The organism is Paraburkholderia sp. UCT31 (assembly GCF_014397655.1).
Classification (GTDB): Bacteria; Pseudomonadota; Gammaproteobacteria; order Burkholderiales; family Burkholderiaceae; genus Paraburkholderia; species Paraburkholderia tuberum.
The window spans coordinates 67770-90654 of sequence record NZ_VZQP01000019.1; the positions used below are offsets into that span (position 1 = coordinate 67770).

The following is a 22885-nucleotide window of genomic DNA, read 5'->3' on the forward strand; positions in this document are numbered from 1 at the left end:
TGAATTCGCGTTGGGCCTCGAGCCTGCTGCAGCGGAGTGCACACCCGCATTCCGCTGCCGCTGGAGACGCGCTCACGAGGCGCGCCCGCCCGATGAGAATCTCACTCGAGCGCGCAACGGGTCGCCTGCCACGCGATCAGTCGCCACTGCCCGTCTTCGTGCGTGTGAATCGCGGTATAGGCAATCGGAAACAGGAGCGCGCCGTTGTTCGCCTCCATCTCGATCAGCGCGCGGCCCGTGACGACGTAGGTCTCGCGCCCGGCCGGCAAGACATCCTGCGACTGCACCTCGATTTGCCGATAACGACGGCGCCCCGCGGTGATCCCGTCGATGAACTGCCGCTTCGTCTCGCGCTTGCCATTCGTATGGACGTAGCTCACGTTGTCCGCGAGGAGCGTATCGAGCGACTGCCCATCGCCATCGACCATCGCGCGAAAACGCTCTCGCTCGAGCCCGCGAATCGCTTCGATCATCTTTGCCGCCATTGCAGAGCCCCTCGAACACCGCGAGCCGCAGGCGGCCACGGTCAGAAGTGATATTGCAAATATAGCTGGCTGAAATTTATACCAGGATTCGGCTCTTTGATACCGCCATTGGAGACATGCTGGAAGCGGTAGCCGGCGACATACTGCTCACGAGCGCCGAACTGCAGCCCGACGCCCGCCGTCTCGGCGAACTGGAACGAGGTGCCCAACGTGAAGTCGGAAGAAATGCGCGGGCTAGTCAGCAGCCGGACGCCGGCACCCACCTCGATGAATGGCCGCACCGAACCCGCCGACCTGATCAAGCGGATCACCGGCGTCACGCCGATCTCGCCGATGTTGTCGTGAACGTTTCCTTCATTGGTGTGCCACCACGCGACATGCGCCTCGCCGAGCAGCGCGAAATGCCAGTCGCCGATCTGCCACCAGGTCAGGTTTGGATCCCAGACCACGCCGAGATCGAGCGTCCTGACGTGATGGTCGCCGACGCCGGCGGCCACCTGCACGCCGAACTGCTCAGCTTGGGACGCGCCCGCCGCACCCAACAGCAGAACGAGCAGAACGGCAAACGTGCTTTTTAGAATAAGCCCACGCACCACAAGATTCTGCCTGTTCATCCGCCCCCCATACTGCCGAGTATTAAGCGAGCGCCCCCTTTATTCCAAGCACGAATTCAGGAGCAAGTATTTCCCAGATAATGCCCATGACCAGCAATTATTCTCTTTTAAACGGGGCGATGTCAGTCAAACATGAGCCTGCAATCGCTCCGGGCGGTACTTTGTACAGGTCCAACGCGCAAGGCAAATAGAGCGTATGATGGCTATCATAAGTCAAAACTCAATAGGATTTTCTGGAACTCGGATGCCCCTGCGACCTCTAAGTATTAGCACTCGGCAGATCTGAGTGCTAACATCCATCGCTGGAGTCGTTTACTGAGTCCGCTGTTGTCTGATTCCAAAGGAGCTTCACACGTGAGCCATGCAATGACCCTTCCGAGTACTTTGAGCCCGTCGTCGGCTAAGGCCGCTCCGGCAGGTGCACTGGCGCTCTCGCATTCCTCGCTGCTGTCCGGTCACCTGGGCAACATCGACGCCTACATCCAGGCGGTCAACCGGATTCCGATGCTGACGCCGGCGGAGGAACGCCAGTTCGCCACCGAGTTGCGCGAACACGACAATCTGGAGGCTGCGCGCCGCCTGGTGCTGTCGCACCTGCGACTCGTCGTGTCCATCGCGCGTAACTACCTCGGTTACGGGTTGCCGCACGCCGATCTGATCCAGGAAGGCAACATCGGCCTGATGAAAGCGGTCAAGCGCTTCGATCCCGAGCAAAACGTGCGCCTCGTGTCATACGCGATGCACTGGATCAAGGCCGAGATCCACGAGTACATCCTGCGCAACTGGCGCATGGTGAAGGTCGCCACCACCAAGGCGCAGCGTAAGCTGTTCTTCAACCTGCGCAGCCACAAGCAGGGGCTTGGCGCGTTCACGCCGGACGAGATCGACGGTCTCGCGAAGGAGCTGAACGTGAAGCGCGAAGAGGTCGCGGAGATGGAGACGCGTCTGTCGGGCGGCGATATCGCGCTCGAAGGTCAGGTCGAAGACGGCGAGGAGTCGTACGCGCCAATCGCCTATCTGGCCGACTCGCATAGTGAGCCGACTGCCGTGCTGGCTTCGCGTCAGCGCGACCGGCTGCAAAGCGACGGCATCGCAAGCGCGCTCGACGCGCTCGATCCGCGCAGCCGCCGCATCATCGAAGCGCGCTGGCTGAAGGTGGCCGACGATGGCTCGGGCGGCTCGACGTTGCACGAGCTGGCCGACGAGTTCGGTGTCTCGGCCGAACGTATCCGCCAGATCGAAGCCAGCGCGATGAAGAAGATGCGCGGCGCGCTGACCGAATACGCGTAAAGCGTCGAAGCCATGCGCGCGTCAATTGTGTCCCGCCCATGACATAGGTTAAAACGACACGCGTTAATCGGTCGCGCCATTTAGCGACCATCGCGCTCAAGCCCCGCCCTCGCAAGACGGCGGGGCTTTTTCATTCTTTTCGCCCTTTCTTGCGTCCCCGCGGCCGCGCTTCGCGTCGGCCTATCCGCAAGCCGGCCTGTCGAGGCCGGTAAGCGTTTCTTGACGTATCGCAAGTCCGGTAGCAATACTGCACAGACGCGGCAAGTTTCGCGACGTGTTGCCGCCTGGCTAAACCTGAGCGCGCGAGGTTCACCTCCTACAATCGGCATGCATTCGCCGGACTGCCAGACTGCCTGACGGCCAGGGCGGTCTGGATCCAGCCGGACTCACCGGCGTGAAGTCGTCTTCGACCGATCATGACCATAGCCCTGAATCGCAGCAGCACTGTCCGGTCGCGCTTGCGCGGCCGGTTCACCAGGTGGGTGCGCGGTCCAACGCTGGCGCGCGATATCGCCATCATCCTCGCCATCAAGTTCGTGCTACTGATGGCGCTCAAGTACACATTCTTCAATCATCCACAGGCGCAGCACATGATGCTGCCGCCTGAGCAGGTCGCGCAGGCGCTGCTGTCGGTGCCCGCCCCGCATCCGTCTCGAGGTGATCAACATGCCCGTTAGCGAAGTCGTAGAACTGTCGCGGTTCCAGTTCGCCATCACGGCGCTTTATCACTTTCTGTTCGTGCCGCTCACGCTCGGTCTCGCCTGGCTGCTCGTCATCATGGAATCGGTCTACGTGATGACCGGCAAGCAGATCTACAAGGACATGACGCAGTTCTGGGGCAAGCTGTTCGGCATCAACTTTGCAATGGGCGTCGCGACCGGCCTCACGCTCGAGTTTCAGTTCGGCACCAACTGGGCTTATTACTCGCATTACGTCGGCGACATTTTCGGCGTGCCGCTCGCCGTCGAAGGGCTGATGGCGTTCTTCCTCGAATCGACGTTCGTCGGTCTGTTCTTTTTCGGCTGGAACAGATTGTCAAAAATCCAGCATCTGATCGTCACGTTCTGTGTCGCGCTCGGTTCGAACCTGTCGGCGCTGTGGATTCTGATTGCCAACGGCTGGATGAACAATCCGGTCGGCGCGAAGTTCAACTATCAGACGATGCGCATGGAGCTCGACAGCATCGGCTCGGTGATCTTCAACCCGGTTGCACAGGTCAAGTTCGTGCACACGGTATCAGCTGGATACGTGACCGCGGCGATGTTCGTACTCGGCGTGTCGTCGTGGTATCTGTTGAAGCGCCGCGACACCGAGTTCGCGCTGCGCTCGTTCGCGATCGCCGCCGGCTTCGGCCTCGCGTCGGCGCTGTGCGTGATCGTGCTGGGCGACGAATCCGGCTATCGCACCGGTGAAGTCCAGCAGATCAAGCTCGCCGCGATCGAATCCGAATGGGAGACCGCGCCCGCGCCGGCACCGTTCACGATATTTGGCATCCCCAATCAGAAAGAGCAACGCACCGACTATGCGATCCGTGTGCCGTACGCGCTCGGCATTATCGCGACCCGCTCGCTCGACGAACCCGTGGTCGGCCTGCGCGACCTGATCGCCCGAAACGAAGCTCGCATCAAGGACGGCATGCTCGCCTATTCGGCGTTGCAGCGGTTAAAGGGCGGCGACTCCAGCGACGAGGCGCATGCGGAGTTCGACAAGTACAAGGACGATCTCGGCTACGCCCTGCTGCTCAAGCGGTTCACGCCGAACGTCATCGACGCGACGCCAGACCAGATCGCCGCGGCGGCAAGAAGCACGGTTCCGCCGGTGTTGCCAGTGTTCTTCTCGTTCCGCATGATGGTCGGCCTTGGCCTGCTGTTCCTCGCGACCTTCGTGCTCGCCTTCTGGTTCTGCGCGCAGCGCACGTTGCTGCTCGAAAGGCGCCGCTGGTTTCTGCGCTGGGCGGTCATCGCGATTCCGCTGCCGTGGCTCGCCGCCGAGCTCGGCTGGATCGTCGCGGAAATGGGCCGCCAGCCGTGGAGCATCGCGGGCATTCTGCCGACCAACCTGGCCGCGTCGACGCTGACGCCGCGCGATCTGTATCTGAGCATCGGCGGCTTCGTGCTGTTCTACACGGGGCTGTTCGTCATCGAGATCATGCTGATGTTCAAGTACGCGCGGCTCGGCCCTTCGTCGCTGCATACGGGCCGCTATCACCACGAGATCGGACAGCCGGTGACGCAGCCACTGTCGAACACGGCCGCATGACGCACCGCTGCACCGCCCCGGAGGAGAAACCCATATGGACTACGCAGTTCTCAGACTGATCTGGTGGGTGTTGATAGGTGTACTGCTGATCGTCTTCGCGCTCACCGACGGCTTCGACATGGGCGCGGCGATCCTGCTGCCGTTCATCGCCAACACTGACTCCGAGCGACGCATCGTCGTGAACACGGTCGGCGCGACGTGGGAAGGCAACCAGGTCTGGCTCGTGACCGCGGCCGCCGCGATGTTCGCCGCGTGGCCGCTCGCCTACGCGGCATCCTTCTCGGGATTCTACTTCGCGATGCTGCTCGTGCTGTTCGCGCTGTTCTTCCGTCCGGTCGGCTTCGACTATCGCGGCAAGCGCGAGGATCCGCGCTGGCGCAACGCGTGGGACTGGGGCCTCTTTATCGGCGGCTTCGTGCCGGCGCTGGTGTTCGGTGTCGCGTTCGGCAATCTGCTGCAAGGCGTGCCGTTTTCGTTCGATACCGATCTGCGCGTCACCTATCACGGCAGCTTCTTCGGCCTGCTCAATCCGTTTGCGCTGCTGACGGGACTCGTCAGCGTGTCGATGCTGGCCGCGCACGGCGCCGCGTTCGTCAAGTGGAAGACCGATGGGGTGGTTCACGAGCGCGCGTCGAAGGCGCTGCGGCTCGCGGCGCTGTGCACGGTGGTGCTGTTTCTCGTCGCGGGCGCGCTCGTCGCGACGATGATCGGCGGCTATCAGATCGTCGACGCGCCGCCGCTCGACGCCGTCTCCAATCCGTTGATGAAGACCGTGATCGGCGCGCCGGGTTTGTGGCTGAACAACTACGCGCTCTACCCGTGGATGGCGATTGCGCCGCTCGCGGGTCTCCTCGGCGGGGTGCTCGCGGTGCTGCTCGCGCGTTCGCGCTTCGAGGCGACGGCGTTTCTGTCGACGTCGTTGATGATCGTCGGCTTGATCTTGACCGCGGGCTTCTCGATGTTCCCGTTCATCATGCCATCGTCACTCGACGGCCGCAGCAGCCTGACCATGTGGGATTCCACGTCGAGCCGCATGACGCTCGAGATCATGCTGTTCGTCGTCATCGTGTTCCTGCCGATCATCCTGCTCTATACGGGCTGGGTGTATCGCGTGATGCGCGGCAAGGTGACCGCCGCGGCGATCAAGGAAAACCACCATTCGATGTATTGACCGGCACGACGCTGCAACAGAAAACAGGAGTTGGCGATGTGGTATTTCAGCCGGATTCTCGGCGTTGGCGTCGCGCTGGCGTTCGGTGTCGTCAATGTGATGTGGCTCGAATCGCGCGAGGCGGCGCGCTCGGCAAAGCGGGGGACTCGCTAGGCGCCACGCTCTGGTCGTCAACGCGAAAGCGGCACCTTGGGACCAGGTGCCGCTTTTTTATTGGCGTGCTGCGATCGCCGTGCAACTCAACAGCGCTCGACAGCCATCAACCGATCACGCCGGCACCGGCGCCGCGCCCGCGCTGTCGCCTTGCGACGACAGGCGCTCGGCCAGCTTCTGCGCATAGCGCTGCGCGGCCTCGCCGACGACGATATGGAACGTGTCGGTCGACACCCACGCGGTATCGAGCGTCGCGAGGCGCTGACGATCGACCGCCGACGGATCGCGCACGACTACCCGCAGACGCGTCGCCGCCACCGCATCGAGCGATACCACGTTGCCCGCGCCGCCGAGCACGGCGAGCCAGCGCAGCGGATCGGGATCGAGCGGACCGCCTTGCGCGTCATCGGCGTGCCCAGCGTTTCGCGCGACCGGCGCGGCAGCGGTAGCCGCTGCGGCAGCAGCCGGCGCCGATACAGCAACACCCGCCACCTTCACCGCGTCGCCCTGACCCTGCGCGATCGCCGTACGCATCTCATCGGCGATGATGTCCGCCTCCGGTCCGATGATCACCTGCACGTTGTTCGTGCCGCGCTTGAGCACACCGCGCGCACCGATCGACTTCAGTTCGCTTTCGGAGACCTTGTCCGTATCGACGACAGACAGACGCAGACGCGTCGTGCACGCATCCACGACCGACAGATTCGCCGCGCCGCCGAGCGCCGCGATATAGCGCTGCGCACGCGGCACGGCCGCACCAGCCGCCGGCGCGACGAAACCGCCCGCCGCGAGCGACTCGACCAGCTCGTCGGCAGCGGCGGGCTCACGGCCCGGCGTCGCCATGTTGAACTTACGGATGAAGAAGCGGAACAGACCGTAGTACACGACCGAGTACACGATGCCGAGCGGAATCGCCCACCAGCCCTTCGTCGACAGACCGAAGTTCAGCACGTAGTCGATGAAGCCCGCCGAGAACGTGAAGCCGAGGTGAATCCCGAGCGCCGAGCAGATCGCGAGCGACAGACCCGTCAGCAGCGCGTGGATCGCATACAGCACCGGCGCGAGGAACATGAAGCTGAACTCGATCGGCTCGGTCACACCGGTCAGGAACGACGTGAGCGCCATCGAGAACAGCAGGCCGAACACCATCGCGCGACGCTCTTTCGGCGCCTCGTGATACATCGCGAGACACGCGGCCGGCAGGCCGAACATCATCACCGGGAAGAAGCCGGTCATGAAGGTGCCCGCGGTCGGATCGCCAGCGAAGAAGCGGTGCAGGTCGCCCGTGACGGGCGCACCGCCCGCCGGCGTGAAGGAGCCGAACACGAACCACGTCAGCGAGTTGAGGATGTGATGCAAACCCGTGACGAGCAGCAGCCGGTTCAGCACGCCGAACACGAAGGCGCCGAGCGCGCCGGCCGTCGTGAGCCAGTGGCCGGCCACGTCGATCGCGTTCTGCACCGGCTCCCACACATGCCCGAATACGATGCCTAGCACCACGCAGACCACCCCTGTCACGATCGGCACGAAGCGTTTGCCGCCGAAGAACGCCAGGTAGTCGGGCAGCTTGATGTCCTTGTAGCGGTTGTACAGCAGCCCCGCGACGATGCCCGCGATGATCCCCGACAGCACGCCCATGTTCAGCTTGTCGTTGATGTCCTTCATCACCGCGATCTGCACCAGATAGCCGATCGCGCCAGCCAGACCCGCGACGCCGTTGTTGTCTTTCGCGAAGCCGACCGCCACGCCGATCGCGAACAGGAGCGGCAGGTTGTCGAAGATCGCGCCGCCCGCATCGGCGATCATCTTGATGTTGAACACGTCGGGCTGGCCGAGCCGCAGCAACAGGCCGGCCACCGGTAGCACCGCGATCGGCAGCATCAGCGCGCGTCCCAGGCGCTGAATCTTCAGAAACGGATTTCCATCCATCGGTATCTCCAATTTTGTCTCGTAGGGGTAGGTCTTGGTTGAGTGGTGCAGCTATACGGAGACTCGCGCCGCGCGTGAAGGCAGACGTGCTGCCGGGCGCACGGCGTGCGGGTTCTCAAATTCGTTAGTGTTTCAATCGAGGGGCCACGTGGCGCGGCTTGCGGCTCTGACCGCCTGCGCCGAGTCGAGCGCTAGCGCATCGCGGGCGCGCTGGCGACACAGCTGATAGTCGAGCGTGCGCACGCGTGCCTTGATGCCCGGCACGGAGACCGGATCGACCGACAGCTCGGTCACACCGAGGCCCACCAGCAGCGGCATCGCGAGCGGGTCGCCGGCGAGCGCGCCGCACACGCCGACCCATTTGCCGTGCTTCGCGGCACCTTCGACGGTCGCCGCGATCAGGCGCAGCACCGCCGGATGCAGGCCGTCCGCCTGCGCCGCCAGATCGGGCTGGCAGCGGTCCATCGCGAGCGTGTATTGGGTCAGGTCGTTGGTGCCGATCGACAGGAAATCGGCGTGCTGCGCGAGCTGATCGGCGAGCAATGCAGCCGACGGCACTTCGATCATCACGCCAACTTCGACCGGCTCCGTTCTACCCGCTTCGCGTGCAAGCTCGTCGATACGCTTGCGGATGCGGATCAGTTCGCCCGCATCGGTGACCATCGGCAGCAGGATGCGCACGGCGCCGACCGGACGCACCGCGAGCAGGCCACGTAGCTGGTCGTCGAGCAGATCGGGGCGCACCTGCGCGAGGCGCACGCCGCGCAGGCCGAGTGCGGGGTTCGGCTCGGGCGGCAGCGTCAGATAATCGACTTCCTTGTCCGCGCCGACGTCGAGCGTGCGGATGATCGCGGCGCGGCCGCGCAACGCATCGACGATCGCCTGATAGCTGTGGCGATGCTCGTCCGCGCTCGGCGCGGCCGGGCGGTGGATGAACAGCAGCTCGGTGCGCAGCAGGCCGACCGCGTCCGCGCCGTTGTCGACCGCGGCGTTCGCGTCGTCGAGTGTGGCGATGTTGGCGGCCACTTCGATCGCGCGGCCGTCGGAGGTCGCCGCTGCCTGCTGCGACGTGCGGCGATTCGCTTCGCGCACGTCGGCGAGGCGGCTGCGTTCGCGTCGCGCGCGTTCGACGTCGAGTTCGGTCGGCGCGAATTCGAGCCGGCCGGTGCTCGCGTTCACCACCACCTGAGTGCCCTCGGGTATCGCATGCAACGCGTCGCCGAGCGCGACCAGCGCCGGAATGCCCGCCTGACGCGCGAGAATCGCCGCGTGCGAGGTCGCGCCGCCGCGTGCCATCACGAGCGCGGTCACGCGCGTGCGATCGAGCGACGACAGATCCGACGGCGTGAATTCGTCGGCCGCGAGCACCGCCTCGTCCGGCAGCGTGCGAGCCGCGCTGCCCGTGTAGCCGAGCGCGCGCTGCACGCGCTTTTCGATGTCGCGCAGATCGGCGGCCCGCTCGGCGAGCAGTGCGTCCTCCACATTACTCAGGATGCCTACTTGCGCGCGGATGGCTTCGCGCCATGCAAAACCGGCGCTCTTGCCGAGGCTGATCAGATCGCGCGCGGCGTCGAGCAGTGCCGGATCTTCGAGCAGCACGCGATGCACCGCGAAAATCCCCGCCTCGCCGACCGAGCCGCGTTGCGACGCATCGCGCACGATCGTGTCGAGATCGGCGTCGACGGTCGCGATCGCCTTGTCGAGCAGACGGCTTTCCGCCGCCGACGTGCCGCTCGCCTGCTCCGGCGGCTCGAGATCCGCGTCGTCCCAGCGCACCAGCTTGCCGAGCGCGATGCCCGGTGCCGCGCACACGCCCGCGAGCGTGTTCGGCGCGAGCGGCTCGCCCGCGGCGGGCGCCGCAACGACTGCCGCCGGTGCGGCCGCTGGCCGCGCCGCTTTCTGTTCGCGCTTCGGTTCGACCTCGCCGTGCGCTTCGCGCGTCAGTTCGTCAGCGATTGCATCGACCGCCGCCTGCGCGTGCGGACCGACGCCGAGCAACTCGACGCTTGCGCCTTCGCCGGCACCGAGTCCAAGCAGACCCACCACGCTTTCGATCGACGCCTTGCGCCCGTCGTAGCGCACCTCGACCCGTGCGTCGAAGCCGCGCGCCGCTTCGCGCGCCCGCGCCGCGGGCCGCGCATGCAGGCCGCCCGCGTGCGTCAGCGTGATCTGCCGGCGTGCTTCGTCCGTCACGTACGCGGCGCTCGCCTCGCGCACCGCGTCGTGGCTGACGCCCTCGCGCGCGCGCAGTACCAGCAGCGTCGTTTCGCCGGCCTTGACATGCCCGTTCGGCGCCCGCTCGATGACCTCGAACGCATCCGAATTCGCAATCGCGATCACCGAGACGAGGCTCGGCGCATTCAGCGCGATCTGGTCCAGATCGAACTCGATCAGCACGTCACCGGCGTGCACCTGCGCGCCCTGCGCGACCATCGGCGCAAAACCCTTGCCGTTCAGTCCGACGGTGTCGATACCGATATGCAGCAGAATCTGCGCGCCCTCGGCGCTCTCGAGCGTTACCGCGTGGCCGGTGCGCGCGAGATGCGTGACGACGCCGTCGCATGGCGCGACGAGCCGACCCTCGAGCGGATCGACGCCGATGCCGTCGCCGAACATGCCGCCCGAAAACACCGGGTCCGGCACCTTCGCGAGCGGCACGACCGGGCCGGTCAGCGGTGCGAGCAAAACAATGTGATTCTCGGAATGGCTCATCAGGTTGGACTTCTCGACACGTCGCATCGTCATTCTCGTCAGTGAGTTTCGGTGACTTTGTTGAGATGGCGAGGCGCGTCGGGATTGCGCCCGCGCGCAGCGGCAAGATCCGCGGCCATCACGTAAAAGGACAGGATGGCGGCGATCGGATCGAGCGCCGCGTGTGCGGTGGCGACGAGCGGCAGCGAGGCTTGCGCGACGTCATCGGGCGCCGCGAGCAGCACGCGCGCGCCGCGCGCGCTCATGTCGTGCGCGAGTTGCAGCAGACCCGCCTGCTCCGGGCCACGCGGCGCGAACACGAGCAGCGGATAGTCGCGGTCGATCAGCTCCATCGGACCATGACGCACTTCCGCGCTCGAAAACGCTTCGGCCTGGATGCCGGAAGTTTCCTTCAGCTTCAGCGCGGCTTCCTGCGCGATCGCGAGGCCAAGACCGCGGCCAATCACGATCATCCGTTCGATACCGCGCAACTCGTTCACGGCCATCGACCAGTCGAGCCGGCCCGCGCGTTCCAGCGCGTCGGGCAGCGTGTTCAGTCCATCGAGCAACTCGGCGTCGTTCTGCCAATGCGCAACCAGCTGCGCGGAGATCGACAGCATGGCGATATAGCTCTTGGTCGCCGCGACGCTCAGCTCGGGACCGGCTACGAGCGGCAGATGCCATTCGCACGCGTCGGCGAGCGGCGAGCTCGGTGCGTTCACGGCGGCGACCGTCAATGCGCCGGCCGCGCGCAACGCGTTCATCGTGCCGACGAGGTCGGGGCTCTTGCCCGATTGCGAAAACGCGAGCGCAAGCTGGTCGCGCACCTGCAGCGGCGCCTGCTGCAGCGTCGCGACCGACATCGGCAGCGACGCGACCGGCACGCCGAGGCGGCTCATCGTCAGGGATGCAAAGTAGCTGGCGGCATGGTCCGAGCTGCCGCGCGCGACGGTCAGCGCGACATGGCGCGGCTGCTGCGCGAGCTTCGCGGCGAGCGCCGCGACGCGCGAGGTGTCCTTGAGCTGTTCGGCTACTGTTGCGGCGGACGCGAGCGCTTCCTTAAGCATATTCGACAATGGCTTCTCCTTCGACGTAGGTCGCGCTCAGCGCCAGCTCGCGGTCGAATACGACCACGTCGGCCCACGCACCGCGCGCGATGCGGCCGCGGTCCTCGATGCCGAGATAGTCGGCGGCGTAGCGTGACAAACGGTGGGATACATCGGCGATCGGCAGGCCGATCGAGACGAGATTGCGCAGCGCCTGATCCATCGTCAGCGTGCTGCCCGCGAGCGTGCCGTCGGCCAGACGTACGCCGCCGAGGCACTTGGTTACGTGCTGGCTGCCGAGGCGGTATTCGCCGTCGGGCATGCCGGTAGCCGACGTGCTGTCCGTCACCACATACAGGCGCGGAATCGCGCGCAGCGCGGTGCGGATCGCCCCCGGATGCACGTGCAGCAGGTCGGGAATGATTTCGGCGTATTCGGCGTGCGCAAGCGCAGCGCCGACGAGGCCGGGGTTGCGGTGATGCAGCGGCGACATCGCGTTGAACAGATGCGTGAAGCCGCACGCGCCGTGCTTGAGCGCGGCGACCGCGTCGTCGTAGGTGCCGAGCGAATGGCCGAGCTGCACGCGTACGCCGCGCGCCGCCATCTCGGAGATGATCTCCATGTGGCCGGCGATCTCGGGCGCCAGCGTGACGACGCGGATCGGCGCGATCGACAGATACCTGAGCACCTCGTCCAACACCGCCGATACCGCCGCGTCGGGCTGCGCGCCAAGCTTGCCGGGGTTGATGTACGGTCCTTCCAGATGCACGCCGAGCACGCGCGCGCAACCCGGCGTGCGCACCCGCGTGACGTTGCCGAGCCCGGCGACGACGTTCATCAGCTCGTCGCGCGGCGCGGTCATGGTCGTTGCGAGCAGGCTCGTGGTGCCGTAGCGCGCATGCGTGCGGGTGATCGTTTCGATCGCGTCGCCAGCTTCCATCACGTCGGCGCCGCCGCCGCCATGCACGTGCAGATCGATGAAGCCGGGCAGGATGTACGGTGCGTCGTTCGTCGACGGATCGACGCGCTCGCCGGACAGCGTCGTGATGCGGCCGTTTTCGTATTCGAGCGTGCCGTGGATCCACCCTTCGGTGGTGAGTATGTTTCCGGTCAGCATGAGTCTCTCTGGTGCGTGATACGTATGCGGCAAATGGCGTCCGCCGGACTTGCGGCCTGCGAGGGCCGCGCAGCTCAGGTGCGCAATTCAGCGACGAAGTCGTAGTAGTCGTCGCGGCAATAGGTGTCGGTCAGCTCGATCGCGCGTTGATCCGCGCTGTAGCCGATCCGGGTGATGACCAGCAGCGCGGTGCGTGGTTCGATGTCCATCAGCGCGGCGATTTCGCTCGACGCGTTGACCGCGCGGAAGTGCTGCAACGCGCGCACGACCGCCGCGCCGCGCTGCTCGAGATAGCTGTACAGCGAGTCGCCGATCACGAGCGGATCAGGCACGATCGCGACCGGCAGCGCCGAATGTTCGACCGCCATCACGATGCCGTCCGCGCGCCGCAGCCGCCGCAGGCTCGTGACGGCCGCGCCGGGTGACAAGCCGAGGCGCAGCAGCTCGTCGCGATTGGCGGCGCGCACGTCGCGTTCGAGCCAGACCGAATCGGGCCGGAAACCGCGCTGCTGCATCTTCTTCGTGAAGCCGGTGAGACGCGACAGCGGATCTTCGACGCGCGGCGTGATGAAGCTGCCCGCGCCGCGCGAGCGCCGGATCAGCCCCTGCTCGACCAGCAGTTCGATCGCCTTGCGCGCGGTGACGCGCGACACGCCGATCGCGTCGGACAGCGTACGCTCGGAAGGCAGCGCCTCGCCGGCCGACCAGACGCCGCAATGGATCGCCGTCGCCAGGTTGCGCGCGAGCTGCAGGTAGAGCGGCGTGACGTTGCGCACGTCAGGCATCAATGCGGACCAGCGAGTTTCCATGGGGCTCCAAGGACGCCGTGAGCAGTAAGGCCCGGAAAATTGAGAGCCCATTATATAACCAACATAATACCAGCCAACGGACTGGTTCCATGCCGGTCCGGATCGCCGGAAAGCCTTGCTGAGTGGGGATCACAGCGGGATTCAAGGGCTCCGTCGGAGCGATTTGCAGACCAGGGACTTTCCCGCATCGCACGCATTTGACGATACCAGCGAGTCGTTATTGGCTCCTGGTGGTATCAACAGCCCAAATAATCAATACCTATTTAATACCAGTTGGTGTCTCGCGGCGGTGGAGTGGCTTTGTAAATAAGGGTCGTGCCGATATAGTGCGCTGTACCGACCATAAAAAGTCCCGGGGAGCCGCCCTTGACAGATTCCGAGGCGCTGCGGCGCGCTCAGGCCGTCCGCCATTTCAATCGCTTCTATACCCAATGCATCGGTGCCCTGCACGAGCATCTGGCTCGAAGCGAGTTCTCGCTGACGGAAGTGCGCGTGCTGCACGAGCTATCGCGCGCCCGCGCGCAGACCGCGTCGGTGCTCGGGCGCGCGCTCGGGCTCGATAGCGGCTATCTGAGCCGCCTGCTGACCAGTTTCGAGCGACGCGAGCTGATCACCCGCCGTCCGTCCGACACCGACGCACGCCAGTCGCTGATCGCGCTCACCGAGCACGGCCACGCGATCTACGCGCCGCTCGACGCCGCCGCCATCCATGAAGCACTCGGCCTGCTCGACAGACTCAGCGCGCTATCGCAGGAGCAGTTGATCGGCGCGATGAAGCTGATCGAGCGCCTGCTCGGCGACAAGCCGAAGCACGAGCTCGTGGTGCTGCGTCAGCCGCGCGCCGGCGAATGTGGCTGGCTCGTGCATCGTCAGGCGCAGTGGTTCGCCGCGCAGTACGGCTGGGATCACACGTTCGAGGGCTTGCTCGCGCGCGTCGTCGCCGAGTACGCGCAGCGCAACGATCCGCTGCGCGAGAAGTGCTGGATCGCCGAACAGGAGGGTCTGGTGGTCGGCTCGGTTTGCCTCGTCGGGGTCTCGACGACGGTCGCGGGCGTGCGCCTGCTGTGGGTCGAACCGGACGTGCGGAAGCTCGGCATCGGCACGCAGTTGCTCAGCGAATGCGTGCGCTTCGCGCGGCGCGCGGGCTACACGAAGCTCACGCTGACCACCGCGAGCGCATTGGCGGAGCCACCGCGGCTTTGCGAGCGCGCTGGGTTCGAGTTGGCCGGCAGCGCGGCGCAGCGCCGCTTCGGCCAGGATCTGACGATCGAAAGATGGGAGCTGGAACTATAAAAAAAGCACGCGCCTGTACGGCGCGTGCCTTTCCTGATGCCATGCGGCTGCGCTTGCGATCGCGCTGAACGCGTCGCTTAGAACGACGGCACCATCGAACCCTTGAACTGCGTCTTGATGGACTGGCGCACGTCTTCCGACTGATATGCCGCGACCAGCTTCTTCACCCATGGCTGATCCTTGTCCTTCGCGCGCACGGCGATCAGGTTCGCGTACGGGCTGTGGATGTCTTCGAGCGCGATCGCGTCCTTGGTCGGCTGCAGGCCGGCGGCCAGCGCGAAGTTCGTATTGATGACGGCAGCGTCGACGTCGGCGAGCGAACGCGGCAGTTGCGCGGCGTCGAGCTCGACGAACCTGATCTTCTTCGGATTGTCGACGACATCGAGCGGCGTCGCGTTGTTGCCGCCCGTGGCCGCGCCGGCCTTCAGCTTGATCAGCCCTTGCGCCTGCAGCAACAGCAGTGCGCGATTTTCGTTCGACGGATCGTTCGGCACCGCGACCTTCGCGCCCTGCGGCAGGTCCTTCAACGACTTCAGCTTCTTCGAGTACGCGCCGAGCGGCGAGATGTACGTGAGGCCCGCGTTGACGAGCTTGTAGCCGCGCTGCTTGATCTGGCTATCGAGGTACGGCTGGTGCTGGAAGCTGTTGGCGTCGAGGTCGCCCGCGTCGAGCGCGGCGTTCGGCTGAATGTAGTCGTTGAACTCGACGACCTTCACGTTCAGGCCTTCGCGCTTCGCGACCCTGGTGACGACTTCCCAGATCTGCGCGTCCGGGCCGCCGATCGTGCCGACCTTGATGACCTTGTCGTCGGCGTGCGCGCCGAAGCTGGTCAGGATCGCCGCCCCGGCGACGACTGCGGTGAGGGCTTTGAGGATATTTCTGCGCTGCATGTGATTCTCGCTGTTGCGGTTCGACGTTTGAGTCGATGGCTCCGATCGATGTCGGAGTCGGATGAAATGGGCGGCGCTCCGGTTCGTGCTGGCGCGCCGTCGGCCAAGCCCAAAATTGTTTCATATGGGCGGCAAGTTGGGAAATACCCTTACCGCATATGGTTATGCGGAGCGCAAGCGCAATGGCCAGCGCAACGCAAAACCCGCGGCTGACCGATAATCCAGAGCCGTAGCCGCGCACGGCCCACTCACCCGCCCCTGAGAACGACCATGTACGTGATCAACCTGATCTACACCGCCCCGCTCGATCGTATCGACGACGCGCTCGACGCGCATCGCGCGTTTCTCGCGGAGCAGTTCGACGCGGGCATCTTCGTCGCGGCCGGGCCGAAAGTGCCGCGCGACGGCGGCATCATCCTCGCTGTTCGTATCGAGCGCGACAGGCTGGATCGCATTCTCGCGAGCGATCCGTTCGCCCTGCAACAGCTCGCGCGCTACGAGGTGACGGAGTTCAAGACGACGCGTCTCGCGCCGGGGCTGAATTTGCCGATTCCGGTCTGAGCGCGAGTTGCGAAGAGGGGAGGGATGCGGGGAGGCGTGAGCCGCGCCGCTTTAAAAAGCCGCCTGCGATGCGCGTCAATCAAGCAGCAGCTTGATGTCATGGACCCATGGTGTCGCGCCTTGGCCATCGCGCGCGAACAGACGCAGCTTGCCGTCCGTGTCGAACACATAGCTCGCGGCCGTGTGGTCCATCGTGTAGCTGTCGGGTGTCTTGCCCGGGACCTTCGCGTAGTACACGCGGAAGTCCTTCGCGACCTTCGCGAGCTGTTCTTCGCTAGCGGGACGCAAGCCCACGAAGCTCGGATTGAACGCCGGCACGTATTGCGCGAGCAACTGCGGCGTATCGCGCTCGGGGTCGACGGTGACGAACAGCACCTGCACGCGCTTCGCGTCCTCCGGACCGAGTTGCTGCAACGCCTGTGACAGCTCGGCCATCGTCGTCGGGCAGACGTCCGGGCAATGCGTATAGCCGAAGAACAGCACGACGACCTTGCCTTTGTAGTCGGCAAGCGTGCGGATCTTGCCGGACGTGTCGGGCAACGAGAAATCGCCGGCGAATTGCGTATTGCCGGTGATGTCGAGATTCGTAAAAGCCGGCGGCTGCTTGCCGCAACCCGTCATCAGCAATGTGCCGCCGAGCGCGCAAGCCATCACAGCGGCGCGCGCGATGCGCGCAAAGCGATTGTTGAGCATGGTGTTACGCGCCTATCACGACGCGCGAGTAGTGGTCGATCAGCAGCGCGGCGAACAGCAGCGACAGATAGACGATCGAAAAACGGAAAGTTTTGCGCGCGAGCTCGTCCGAATACTCGCGGTAGATCTTCCACGCATAAGCGAGAAACACGGCGCCGAGCAGCACCGCCGACGCGAGATACACGACGCCGCTCATGCCGGAGATGAACGGCATCAGCGTGACCGCGAACAGGATGACCGTGTAGAGAAGGATATGCAGGCGCGTGTACTTTTCGCCGTGCGTGTTCGGCAGCATCGGCAGGCCGGCGTTTTCGTAGTCCTTGCGGCGATACAGCGCGAGCGACCAGAAATGCGGCGGTGTCCACACGAAGATGATCAGCACGAGGATCCACGCGTCGCCGGGCACGTGGCCCGTTACCGCGGCCCAGCCGAGCGCGGGCGGCATCGCGCCCGACGCGCCGCCGATCACGATGTTCTGCGGCGTGACTGGCTTCAGCAGCAGCGTATAGATGACCGCATAACCGACGAATGTGGCGAGCGTGAGCCACATGGTCAGCGCATTGGCGAACGTGTACAGCGTCCACATGCCGAGGCCGCCGAGCACGGCCGAGAACAGCAGGATCTGCGGGGTGGTGATTTCGCCGCGCGCGGACGGACGCCACGACGTGCGGCGCATTTTGGCGTCGATCTGCTGCTCGACGAGGCAGTTGATCGCGAACGCGGCGCCGGCCAGCAGCCAGATGCCGACCGTGCCGCCGATCAGTACGGTCCATGGCACCATGCCCGGCGTCGACAGGAACATGCCGATGACCGCGCAGAACACCGCAAGCTGCGTAACACGCGGCTTGGTCAGTGCGAGATATTGGGAGACCCGGCTGCCGGGCGTTCGGGAGAGTGTTGTGCTGTCCATGTGAGTCACGCTGGCGCGGCTTCGCGCGCAGGGAGCGCGGCGCAGCCGGGACGGCTATAAGCGACCCGAAAGTTTAACATAACGAGCAGCAGCAGCAGGATCGCGGCCCCGCCGTTATGGGCGACCGCAATCGGTAACGGCCATTGCAGCACGATGTTCGACAAGCCGGTGACGAACTGGATCAGCACCACCAGCAGCACGCCGTTGGCGGGTCGCCGCAGTGACTCGAAGCGGCGCATCTTCAACGCGAACCACACCAGATAGGCGATCACAGCGAACGCGAACGTGCGATGCGTCCAGTGAATCGCGACCAGCGCATCCTGCGTGATCACGTCGCCGTCGCCGGTCATGCCGAGCGCGCGCCACAGGTGGAAGCCGTGCGCGAAGTCCATCGGCGGAATCCATTGGCCGTTGCAGGTCGGGAAGTCGGTGCACGCGAGCACCGCGTAGTTCGTGCTGACCCAGCCACCGAGCGCGATTTGCAGTACCAGCAGCGCGAGACCCGCGAGCGCGGCCACGCGCCAGCGCGCGGCCTCGGGCTCGTAGGCCGGCAGCGGCGTCAGGCGCGCCGCGAGCCAGCCGAGCGTGCCGAGCAGCGCCAGGCCGAGCAGCAGATGCGTGGTCACGATGATCGGCTGCAGCCTCATGGTCACGGTCCACGCGCCGAACACGCCCTGCACGACGATCAGCAGCAGCAGCGAAGTCGGCCACCACGGCGACACATGCAGCGGACGACGCTTGATACGCGCCGTCCAGGCAATGATCGTCTGCGCGATGATCAGCACGCCGATCGCCATCGCGAAGTAGCGATGGATCATTTCGATCCACGCCTTCGTCATGCTGACGGGGCCGCTCGGCATCGCCTGATAGGCCGCGGAGATCGCCGCGTGCGCGATGAACGGCGACGACGTGCCGTAGCAGCCGGGCCAATCCGGGCAGCCGAGGCCCGAATCGGTGAGGCGCGTGAAGCCGCCGAACATCACGAGATCGAGCGTCAGGAAGGTGGTGAGCCAGACCAGCTTGCGGAATTTGTTGTCGTCGGCCTTGACCCACACGTAGGACAACGGCAGCAACGCGATACACAAGCCGATCAGGCCCAGTTGCAATACGAACATCTCATTTACCCAGGTTGCGGCGTCAGCCGATGGTCGACCATTTGAGCAGCTTGGTCAGGTCGCCTTTGATCTTGCTCGGGTTCGCGTCTTTCGGAAAACGCATCATCAGATTGCCGTTCGGATCGACCAGGTAGATGTGGTCGGTGATCCGCGTGCCGATGTCGGCGGGCAGCCACGCGGCGACCTGCGCCGGATCGGCGATCAGCATGTCGGTGTTGGGGTAGGCGGTTTGTATCACGTCCGCGACCTTGTCTGCATCGGTGCGCAGCCACACTTCCATGACGCGCTCGCGTTCCGGGCCCTGAGCTGCGCGGATTTGTCGCATGAAGTAGAGCTTCGTCACGCAGGCTTGGTCGCACGCGCTGTTGTCCACCGAGATCATGAGCCAGCGGCCATGCAGCGAGGCGAGCTTCAGCGGCTTGCCGTCCGCGCCGGTGACCATGAGCGAGTCCGGGATCGGCCGTTGCGGCTCGATCAGCGCGCCGTAGTTCGTGCTGCCGCCGGTCGGCTTCACGACGAAGTACATGAAGTACGAGATCGCGATCGGCGCCGCGCAGATCACCGCGAGCAGCAGCAGCACCCAGCGGCCGCGCCGCCACGAGCCCGGGCCGTTCGGTTGGCCGGGCATCGCTTTGGCCGCGACGGGTTTGCCGCTGGATTTGCCAGCTTCCGGCGAACGGGGAGTTTGAGTCGACACTACAGAACCTCTTTCAATGTTTGGACGGCGGCGAGCCGTGCCTTGCGTTCCTCACGCGCCCGGCGCGTGCTCTTTTTTGCCCGCGCGGCGCGCCGCATACAGACCGAAGGCGAGCGCGGCGGCGGCCATGCCCCACCACTGCAGCATGTAGCCGTAGTTGCGCTCGACGCCGGTGGTCGGTGCGGGCCAGTCGCGCACCAGGCCGTCGCCGGCATCGCCGGTCTGCTGGATCACGAACGATTGCAGCGGCAGCCCGGTCTCCGCGGCGTACGAGCCGACGTCGAGATTCTGCCGGATCAGGTGATGCGCGACCGATCCACCCTCGCCGAGCTCGAACGCGCGCGACGCGTCGGCACGCGCAATCCCTTCGATCTCGACCTCGCCCGGCGGCGTCGTGTACGGCGCGATGGTCTCGCGATTGCTCAGGTTGCGCGGCAGCCAGCCGCGATTGACGAGCACGTAACCGCCGTCGGCGAGTTTAAAAGGCATCACGACGTAAAAGCCCGGCTGATCGTTATACGGACGATTATCGAGGTACACGACCTTGTCCGTGACGAAACTGCCGCGCGCTTTCACGCGATGAAACTCGACGTCCTTCAGCGCGAGCGGCGCCGCGCTGACCGGCAACGCGGGCGCGTTCTCGAACTGCGTGATGCGCGCCTCGAGCGCTTCCTTCTGATGCGCGCGATCGCGCTGCCAGAAACCGAGCCGCATCGTCACGACGACGACCAGCAGGATCAGCAGCGCGGGAATCAGGCGAAACTTCATTGCGGGCGCTCCGGCATCGCGCTCAGGGCCGCCGGGAACCTGCGGCAGACGCCCGCTCGCGGTGCGATAATGAACGTCTTGCCACTGCGCTTTCCGGTTTCAGTTGGTTCCATGCACATTATCGTTCCCATCGCCTTTGCTCTCATCATCGCCAGCATGGTGTCGGCGCTGTATTTCATGATGCACGACAAAGGCAAGACCAAGCGGATGGTCTGGTCACTCGCCACGCGGGTGGGCCTGTCGATCTCGCTGTTCCTGTTCATCCTGTTCGCACACTGGATGGGCTGGATTCAGTCGACCGGGATTCCGTACGGGCGCTGACGCTCGCGGATAGGTCGCCGCCGCATCCCTTCAGCGGCAAATTTTCCTCGCCGCCAAACAAAACGCCGCCCTGAGAGGTCGAGGGCGGCGCTGCATTCAACCTTGCATACTGCTCGTGCGCGCCGCCTGAACGGCATTGCGCGCACGGATCTGGCCGCATTACAGCCAGTACACGACGACATACAGCCCGAGCCACACGACGTCGACGAAGTGCCAGTACCAGGCCGCGCCTTCGAACGCGAAGTGATGTTCCGGCGTGAAGTGGCCGCGAATCAGGCGCACCAGCACAACGGAGAGCATCGTGCCGCCGAGGAACACGTGAAAGCCGTGGAAGCCAGTCAGCAGGAAGAACGTCGAACCGTAGATGCCCGAAGCCAGCGTCAGGTTCAGCTCGTTGTACGCGTGGAAGTATTCGAAGCCCTGCAGGAACAGGAAGCTCACGCCCAGCACGATTGTCGCCGCGAGCCACGCAATCGCCTTCTTGCGATGGTTGTCGCGCAGCGCGTGGTGCGACACCGTCAGCGTCGCACCCGACGACAGCAGCAGCGCCGTGTTGATGGTCGGCACCGGCCACGGCTGCATCGACTTGTAGGTGCCCACGAGTTCGGCCGGGCCGTTGTTCGGCCACACCGCCGTGAAATCCGGCCAGATCAGTTTGTAGTCGAGGCTGCCGAGTTGATGCAGCGCGATTTCGCGGGCATAGAACAGCGCGCCGAAGAATGCGCCGAAGAACATCACTTCGGAGAATATGAACCAGCTCATGCTCCAGCGGTACGACCGGTCGACGTTCTTGCCGTACATGCCGCCTTCCGACTCGGCGATCGCATCGCCGAACCAATGCCACAGCGTAAAGAGCAGCCACAGCAGACCGATGAGCACGCCAAGCGGCGCCCAGGTATGGTCGTTGATCCAGGCCGCAAGCGATCCGAGCATGACCAGCAACCCCGTAGCGGCGCTGATCGGATGCCGCGACGGATGCGGTACGAAATAGTACGGGCTCTCGTTTTGACCGCTCATTCTTGATTCTCCACTTCAGTCCAGTTGTTCCGGAATCTCCGGCTGTATCTTCGGCGGCGCGTCGATACCGCACCGCTTCTCTCTAATTCGTGGGCTCTTCTCTGCTGCTGCGCCCTGCTACTGCCTCAACCGACCACGAGGCGCACGACCAGAATCAGCACCCCGATCAGAACCGCCGCGCCGATCAGCGCCGCCACGATCACATGCAGCGGGTTCAGTTGCGTCGCGTCCGCCTCGAGATCGCGGCGCTTGCGCACGCCGAAAAACGACCAGAACACCGCGCGCATCGATTGACCGAAACTGCTCTTGCGCGGACTGCCGCCGTTATCGTTCATGTCGCTTCGTTTTCCTTCGTTCGTCCGCGGCTCGCGCCGTCAAATCTGCTTCAGGCCGGCTTCGCGGGAGTGGCTGCCGCGCTGGTCACTGCATTGTTCACTGCATTCGCCTTCGGCGCCGCATCATCCGCGCTAGCCGCCGCCCGCGTGTTCAACTCGAAAAACGTGTACGACAGCGTGATCGTCTTCACGTCCTTCGGCAACTTCGGGTCGACGACGAACACCACCGGCATCCGCTTCGTCTCGTTCGCGTTCAACGTCTGCTGCGTGAAGCAGAAACACTCGATCTTCCTGAAGTACTCGGTCGCCTGCTTCGGCGCGTAGCTCGGAATGGCCTGCGCACGGATCGTGCGCGACTGCTCGTTGCTGACGTCGTACATGACCGTCGTTACTTCGCCCGGATGCACGTCGAGACTGCGCTGCTCCGGCTTGAAACCCAACAGGCCCCGCGCGTTCGCATCGAATTCGATCGAAATCGTGCGGCTCATGTCGACCTGCGTATTCTTCGCCTCGCGCGCTGAAACGTCGCGCTGCACGAGGTTGTTCACGCCGGTGATCTGGCAGATCGCGCGATACATCGGCACCAGCGCGAAACCGAAACCGAACATCATCAACGCGACGACGAACAGCTTGATCAGCATCGAACGGTTGAAAGAGCGGTCGGCCTCGGCCGGCGGTTGCGTCGACATCTGAATCCTCAACAAACCTGCATACGGACTGC

The 22885-nt window shown here is 64.8% G+C and carries 24 protein-coding genes; 8 read left to right on the forward strand and 16 right to left on the reverse strand.

Annotated features, from left to right (window positions below):
• Positions 1–101: 101 nt before the first annotated feature.
• Together F6X40_RS17845 and F6X40_RS17850 are read right to left on the reverse strand one after the other, a co-directional pair.
• A complete protein-coding gene (locus tag F6X40_RS17845; protein ID WP_008921685.1) occupies positions 102–485 on the reverse strand; it encodes a nuclear transport factor 2 family protein in 384 nt (127 codons plus the stop codon).
• Between the two features lie 41 nt (positions 486–526).
• On the reverse strand, positions 527–1099 hold the full coding sequence (locus F6X40_RS17850) for an acyloxyacyl hydrolase (protein ID WP_187628738.1): 573 nt from the start codon (positions 1097–1099) through the stop codon (positions 527–529).
• Between the two features lie 354 nt (positions 1100–1453).
• Between F6X40_RS17850 and rpoH the strand changes: the two genes are divergently transcribed.
• The 5 genes from rpoH to cydX all read left to right on the forward strand — a co-directional run bounded on the left by rpoH (position 1454) and on the right by cydX (position 5972).
• Entirely contained in the window at positions 1454–2389 is a 936-nt protein-coding gene (rpoH, locus tag F6X40_RS17855; protein WP_090802918.1) for an RNA polymerase sigma factor RpoH, read from the forward strand.
• Between the two features lie 416 nt (positions 2390–2805).
• Positions 2806–3066: a cytochrome oxidase putative small subunit CydP gene (cydP, locus tag F6X40_RS17860; protein ID WP_018419327.1), complete on the forward strand. Its 261-nt coding sequence runs from the start codon at positions 2806–2808 to the stop codon at positions 3064–3066.
• A complete protein-coding gene (locus F6X40_RS17865) occupies positions 3056–4648 on the forward strand; it encodes a cytochrome ubiquinol oxidase subunit I (protein WP_187628739.1) in 1593 nt (530 codons plus the stop codon). Before cydP ends, F6X40_RS17865 begins: the two co-directional genes overlap by 11 nt.
• Positions 4649–4682: 34 nt before the next feature.
• Positions 4683–5819 carry a cytochrome d ubiquinol oxidase subunit II gene (cydB, locus tag F6X40_RS17870; protein ID WP_187628740.1) on the forward strand — a complete coding sequence of 379 codons (1137 nt, stop codon included), beginning with the start codon at positions 4683–4685 and terminating at the stop codon, positions 5817–5819.
• Positions 5820–5855: 36 nt separating this feature from the next.
• Positions 5856–5972, forward strand: coding sequence for a cytochrome bd-I oxidase subunit CydX (gene cydX, locus F6X40_RS17875; protein ID WP_187628741.1), 117 nt, complete (start codon positions 5856–5858; stop codon positions 5970–5972).
• Between the two features lie 114 nt (positions 5973–6086).
• On the opposite strand, the gene nagE is transcribed toward cydX, so the two are convergent.
• The 5 genes from nagE to F6X40_RS17900 form a co-directional block, all read right to left on the reverse strand.
• Positions 6087–7901, reverse strand: coding sequence for an N-acetylglucosamine-specific PTS transporter subunit IIBC (gene nagE, locus F6X40_RS17880; protein WP_187628742.1), 1815 nt, complete (start codon positions 7899–7901; stop codon positions 6087–6089).
• A 132-nt stretch (positions 7902–8033) separates the two neighbouring features.
• Positions 8034–10613, reverse strand: a complete 2580-nt coding sequence (ptsP, locus tag F6X40_RS17885; RefSeq protein WP_187628778.1) for a phosphoenolpyruvate--protein phosphotransferase — start codon at positions 10611–10613, stop codon at positions 8034–8036.
• A 38-nt stretch (positions 10614–10651) separates the two neighbouring features.
• Positions 10652–11668, reverse strand: a complete 1017-nt coding sequence (locus F6X40_RS17890) for an SIS domain-containing protein (RefSeq protein ID WP_090802910.1) — start codon at positions 11666–11668, stop codon at positions 10652–10654.
• A complete protein-coding gene (nagA, locus tag F6X40_RS17895; protein WP_187628743.1) occupies positions 11652–12755 on the reverse strand; it encodes an N-acetylglucosamine-6-phosphate deacetylase in 1104 nt (367 codons plus the stop codon). Before nagA ends, F6X40_RS17890 begins: the two co-directional genes overlap by 17 nt.
• 74 nt (positions 12756–12829) lie before the next feature.
• Entirely contained in the window at positions 12830–13564 is a 735-nt protein-coding gene (locus F6X40_RS17900) for a GntR family transcriptional regulator (protein ID WP_184067009.1), read from the reverse strand.
• A gap of 366 nt (positions 13565–13930) precedes the next feature.
• Here F6X40_RS17900 and F6X40_RS17905 point away from each other — a divergent pair, with 366 nt between their 5' ends.
• Entirely contained in the window at positions 13931–14857 is a 927-nt protein-coding gene (locus F6X40_RS17905; protein WP_187628744.1) for a bifunctional helix-turn-helix transcriptional regulator/GNAT family N-acetyltransferase, read from the forward strand.
• Positions 14858–14934: 77 nt separating this feature from the next.
• On the opposite strand, the gene F6X40_RS17910 is transcribed toward F6X40_RS17905, so the two are convergent.
• Positions 14935–15747, reverse strand: a complete 813-nt coding sequence (locus F6X40_RS17910) for a MetQ/NlpA family ABC transporter substrate-binding protein (RefSeq protein ID WP_187628745.1) — start codon at positions 15745–15747, stop codon at positions 14935–14937.
• A 270-nt stretch (positions 15748–16017) separates the two neighbouring features.
• Between F6X40_RS17910 and F6X40_RS17915 the strand changes: the two genes are divergently transcribed.
• A complete protein-coding gene (locus tag F6X40_RS17915; protein ID WP_018419317.1) occupies positions 16018–16308 on the forward strand; it encodes a YciI family protein in 291 nt (96 codons plus the stop codon).
• 75 nt (positions 16309–16383) lie between these two features.
• Here the strand turns inward: F6X40_RS17915 and F6X40_RS17920 are convergent, their stop codons facing one another.
• From F6X40_RS17920 to F6X40_RS17940, 5 genes are read right to left on the reverse strand one after another with little or no spacing between them, the layout of a single operon-like run.
• Positions 16384–17001: an SCO family protein gene (locus F6X40_RS17920; RefSeq protein WP_184066999.1), complete on the reverse strand. Its 618-nt coding sequence runs from the start codon at positions 16999–17001 to the stop codon at positions 16384–16386.
• Positions 17002–17005: 4 nt separating this feature from the next.
• The gene (gene cyoE / locus F6X40_RS17925; protein ID WP_187628746.1) at positions 17006–17911 is read right to left on the reverse strand and encodes a heme o synthase; all 906 of its coding nucleotides are present in this window, start codon (positions 17909–17911) and stop codon (positions 17006–17008) included.
• Positions 17912–17916: 5 nt separating this feature from the next.
• Positions 17917–19026 (reverse strand): COX15/CtaA family protein, encoded by a 1110-nt coding sequence (locus F6X40_RS17930; RefSeq protein ID WP_187628747.1) that lies wholly within the window; start codon positions 19024–19026, stop codon positions 17917–17919.
• A 22-nt stretch (positions 19027–19048) separates the two neighbouring features.
• Positions 19049–19723, reverse strand: coding sequence for an SCO family protein (locus F6X40_RS17935; RefSeq protein ID WP_187628748.1), 675 nt, complete (start codon positions 19721–19723; stop codon positions 19049–19051).
• Positions 19724–19774: 51 nt separating this feature from the next.
• The gene (locus F6X40_RS17940) at positions 19775–20491 is read right to left on the reverse strand and encodes an SURF1 family protein (RefSeq protein WP_187628749.1); all 717 of its coding nucleotides are present in this window, start codon (positions 20489–20491) and stop codon (positions 19775–19777) included.
• 111 nt (positions 20492–20602) lie between these two features.
• On the opposite strand from F6X40_RS17940, the gene F6X40_RS17945 reads away from it, so the two are divergent.
• Complete coding sequence (locus tag F6X40_RS17945; protein ID WP_008921867.1) at positions 20603–20812, forward strand: twin transmembrane helix small protein; 210 nt, start codon at positions 20603–20605, stop codon at positions 20810–20812.
• 159 nt (positions 20813–20971) lie between these two features.
• Here the strand turns inward: F6X40_RS17945 and F6X40_RS17950 are convergent, their stop codons facing one another.
• The 3 genes from F6X40_RS17950 to F6X40_RS17960 all read right to left on the reverse strand — a co-directional run bounded on the left by F6X40_RS17950 (position 20972) and on the right by F6X40_RS17960 (position 22853).
• Positions 20972–21829 carry a cytochrome c oxidase subunit 3 gene (locus F6X40_RS17950; protein WP_184054018.1) on the reverse strand — a complete coding sequence of 286 codons (858 nt, stop codon included), beginning with the start codon at positions 21827–21829 and terminating at the stop codon, positions 20972–20974.
• A 125-nt stretch (positions 21830–21954) separates the two neighbouring features.
• The gene (locus tag F6X40_RS17955; protein ID WP_018419310.1) at positions 21955–22164 is read right to left on the reverse strand and encodes a DUF2970 domain-containing protein; all 210 of its coding nucleotides are present in this window, start codon (positions 22162–22164) and stop codon (positions 21955–21957) included.
• A gap of 50 nt (positions 22165–22214) precedes the next feature.
• Positions 22215–22853: a cytochrome c oxidase assembly protein gene (locus F6X40_RS17960; RefSeq protein WP_187628750.1), complete on the reverse strand. Its 639-nt coding sequence runs from the start codon at positions 22851–22853 to the stop codon at positions 22215–22217.
• Between the last annotated feature and the right edge of the window lie 32 nt (positions 22854–22885).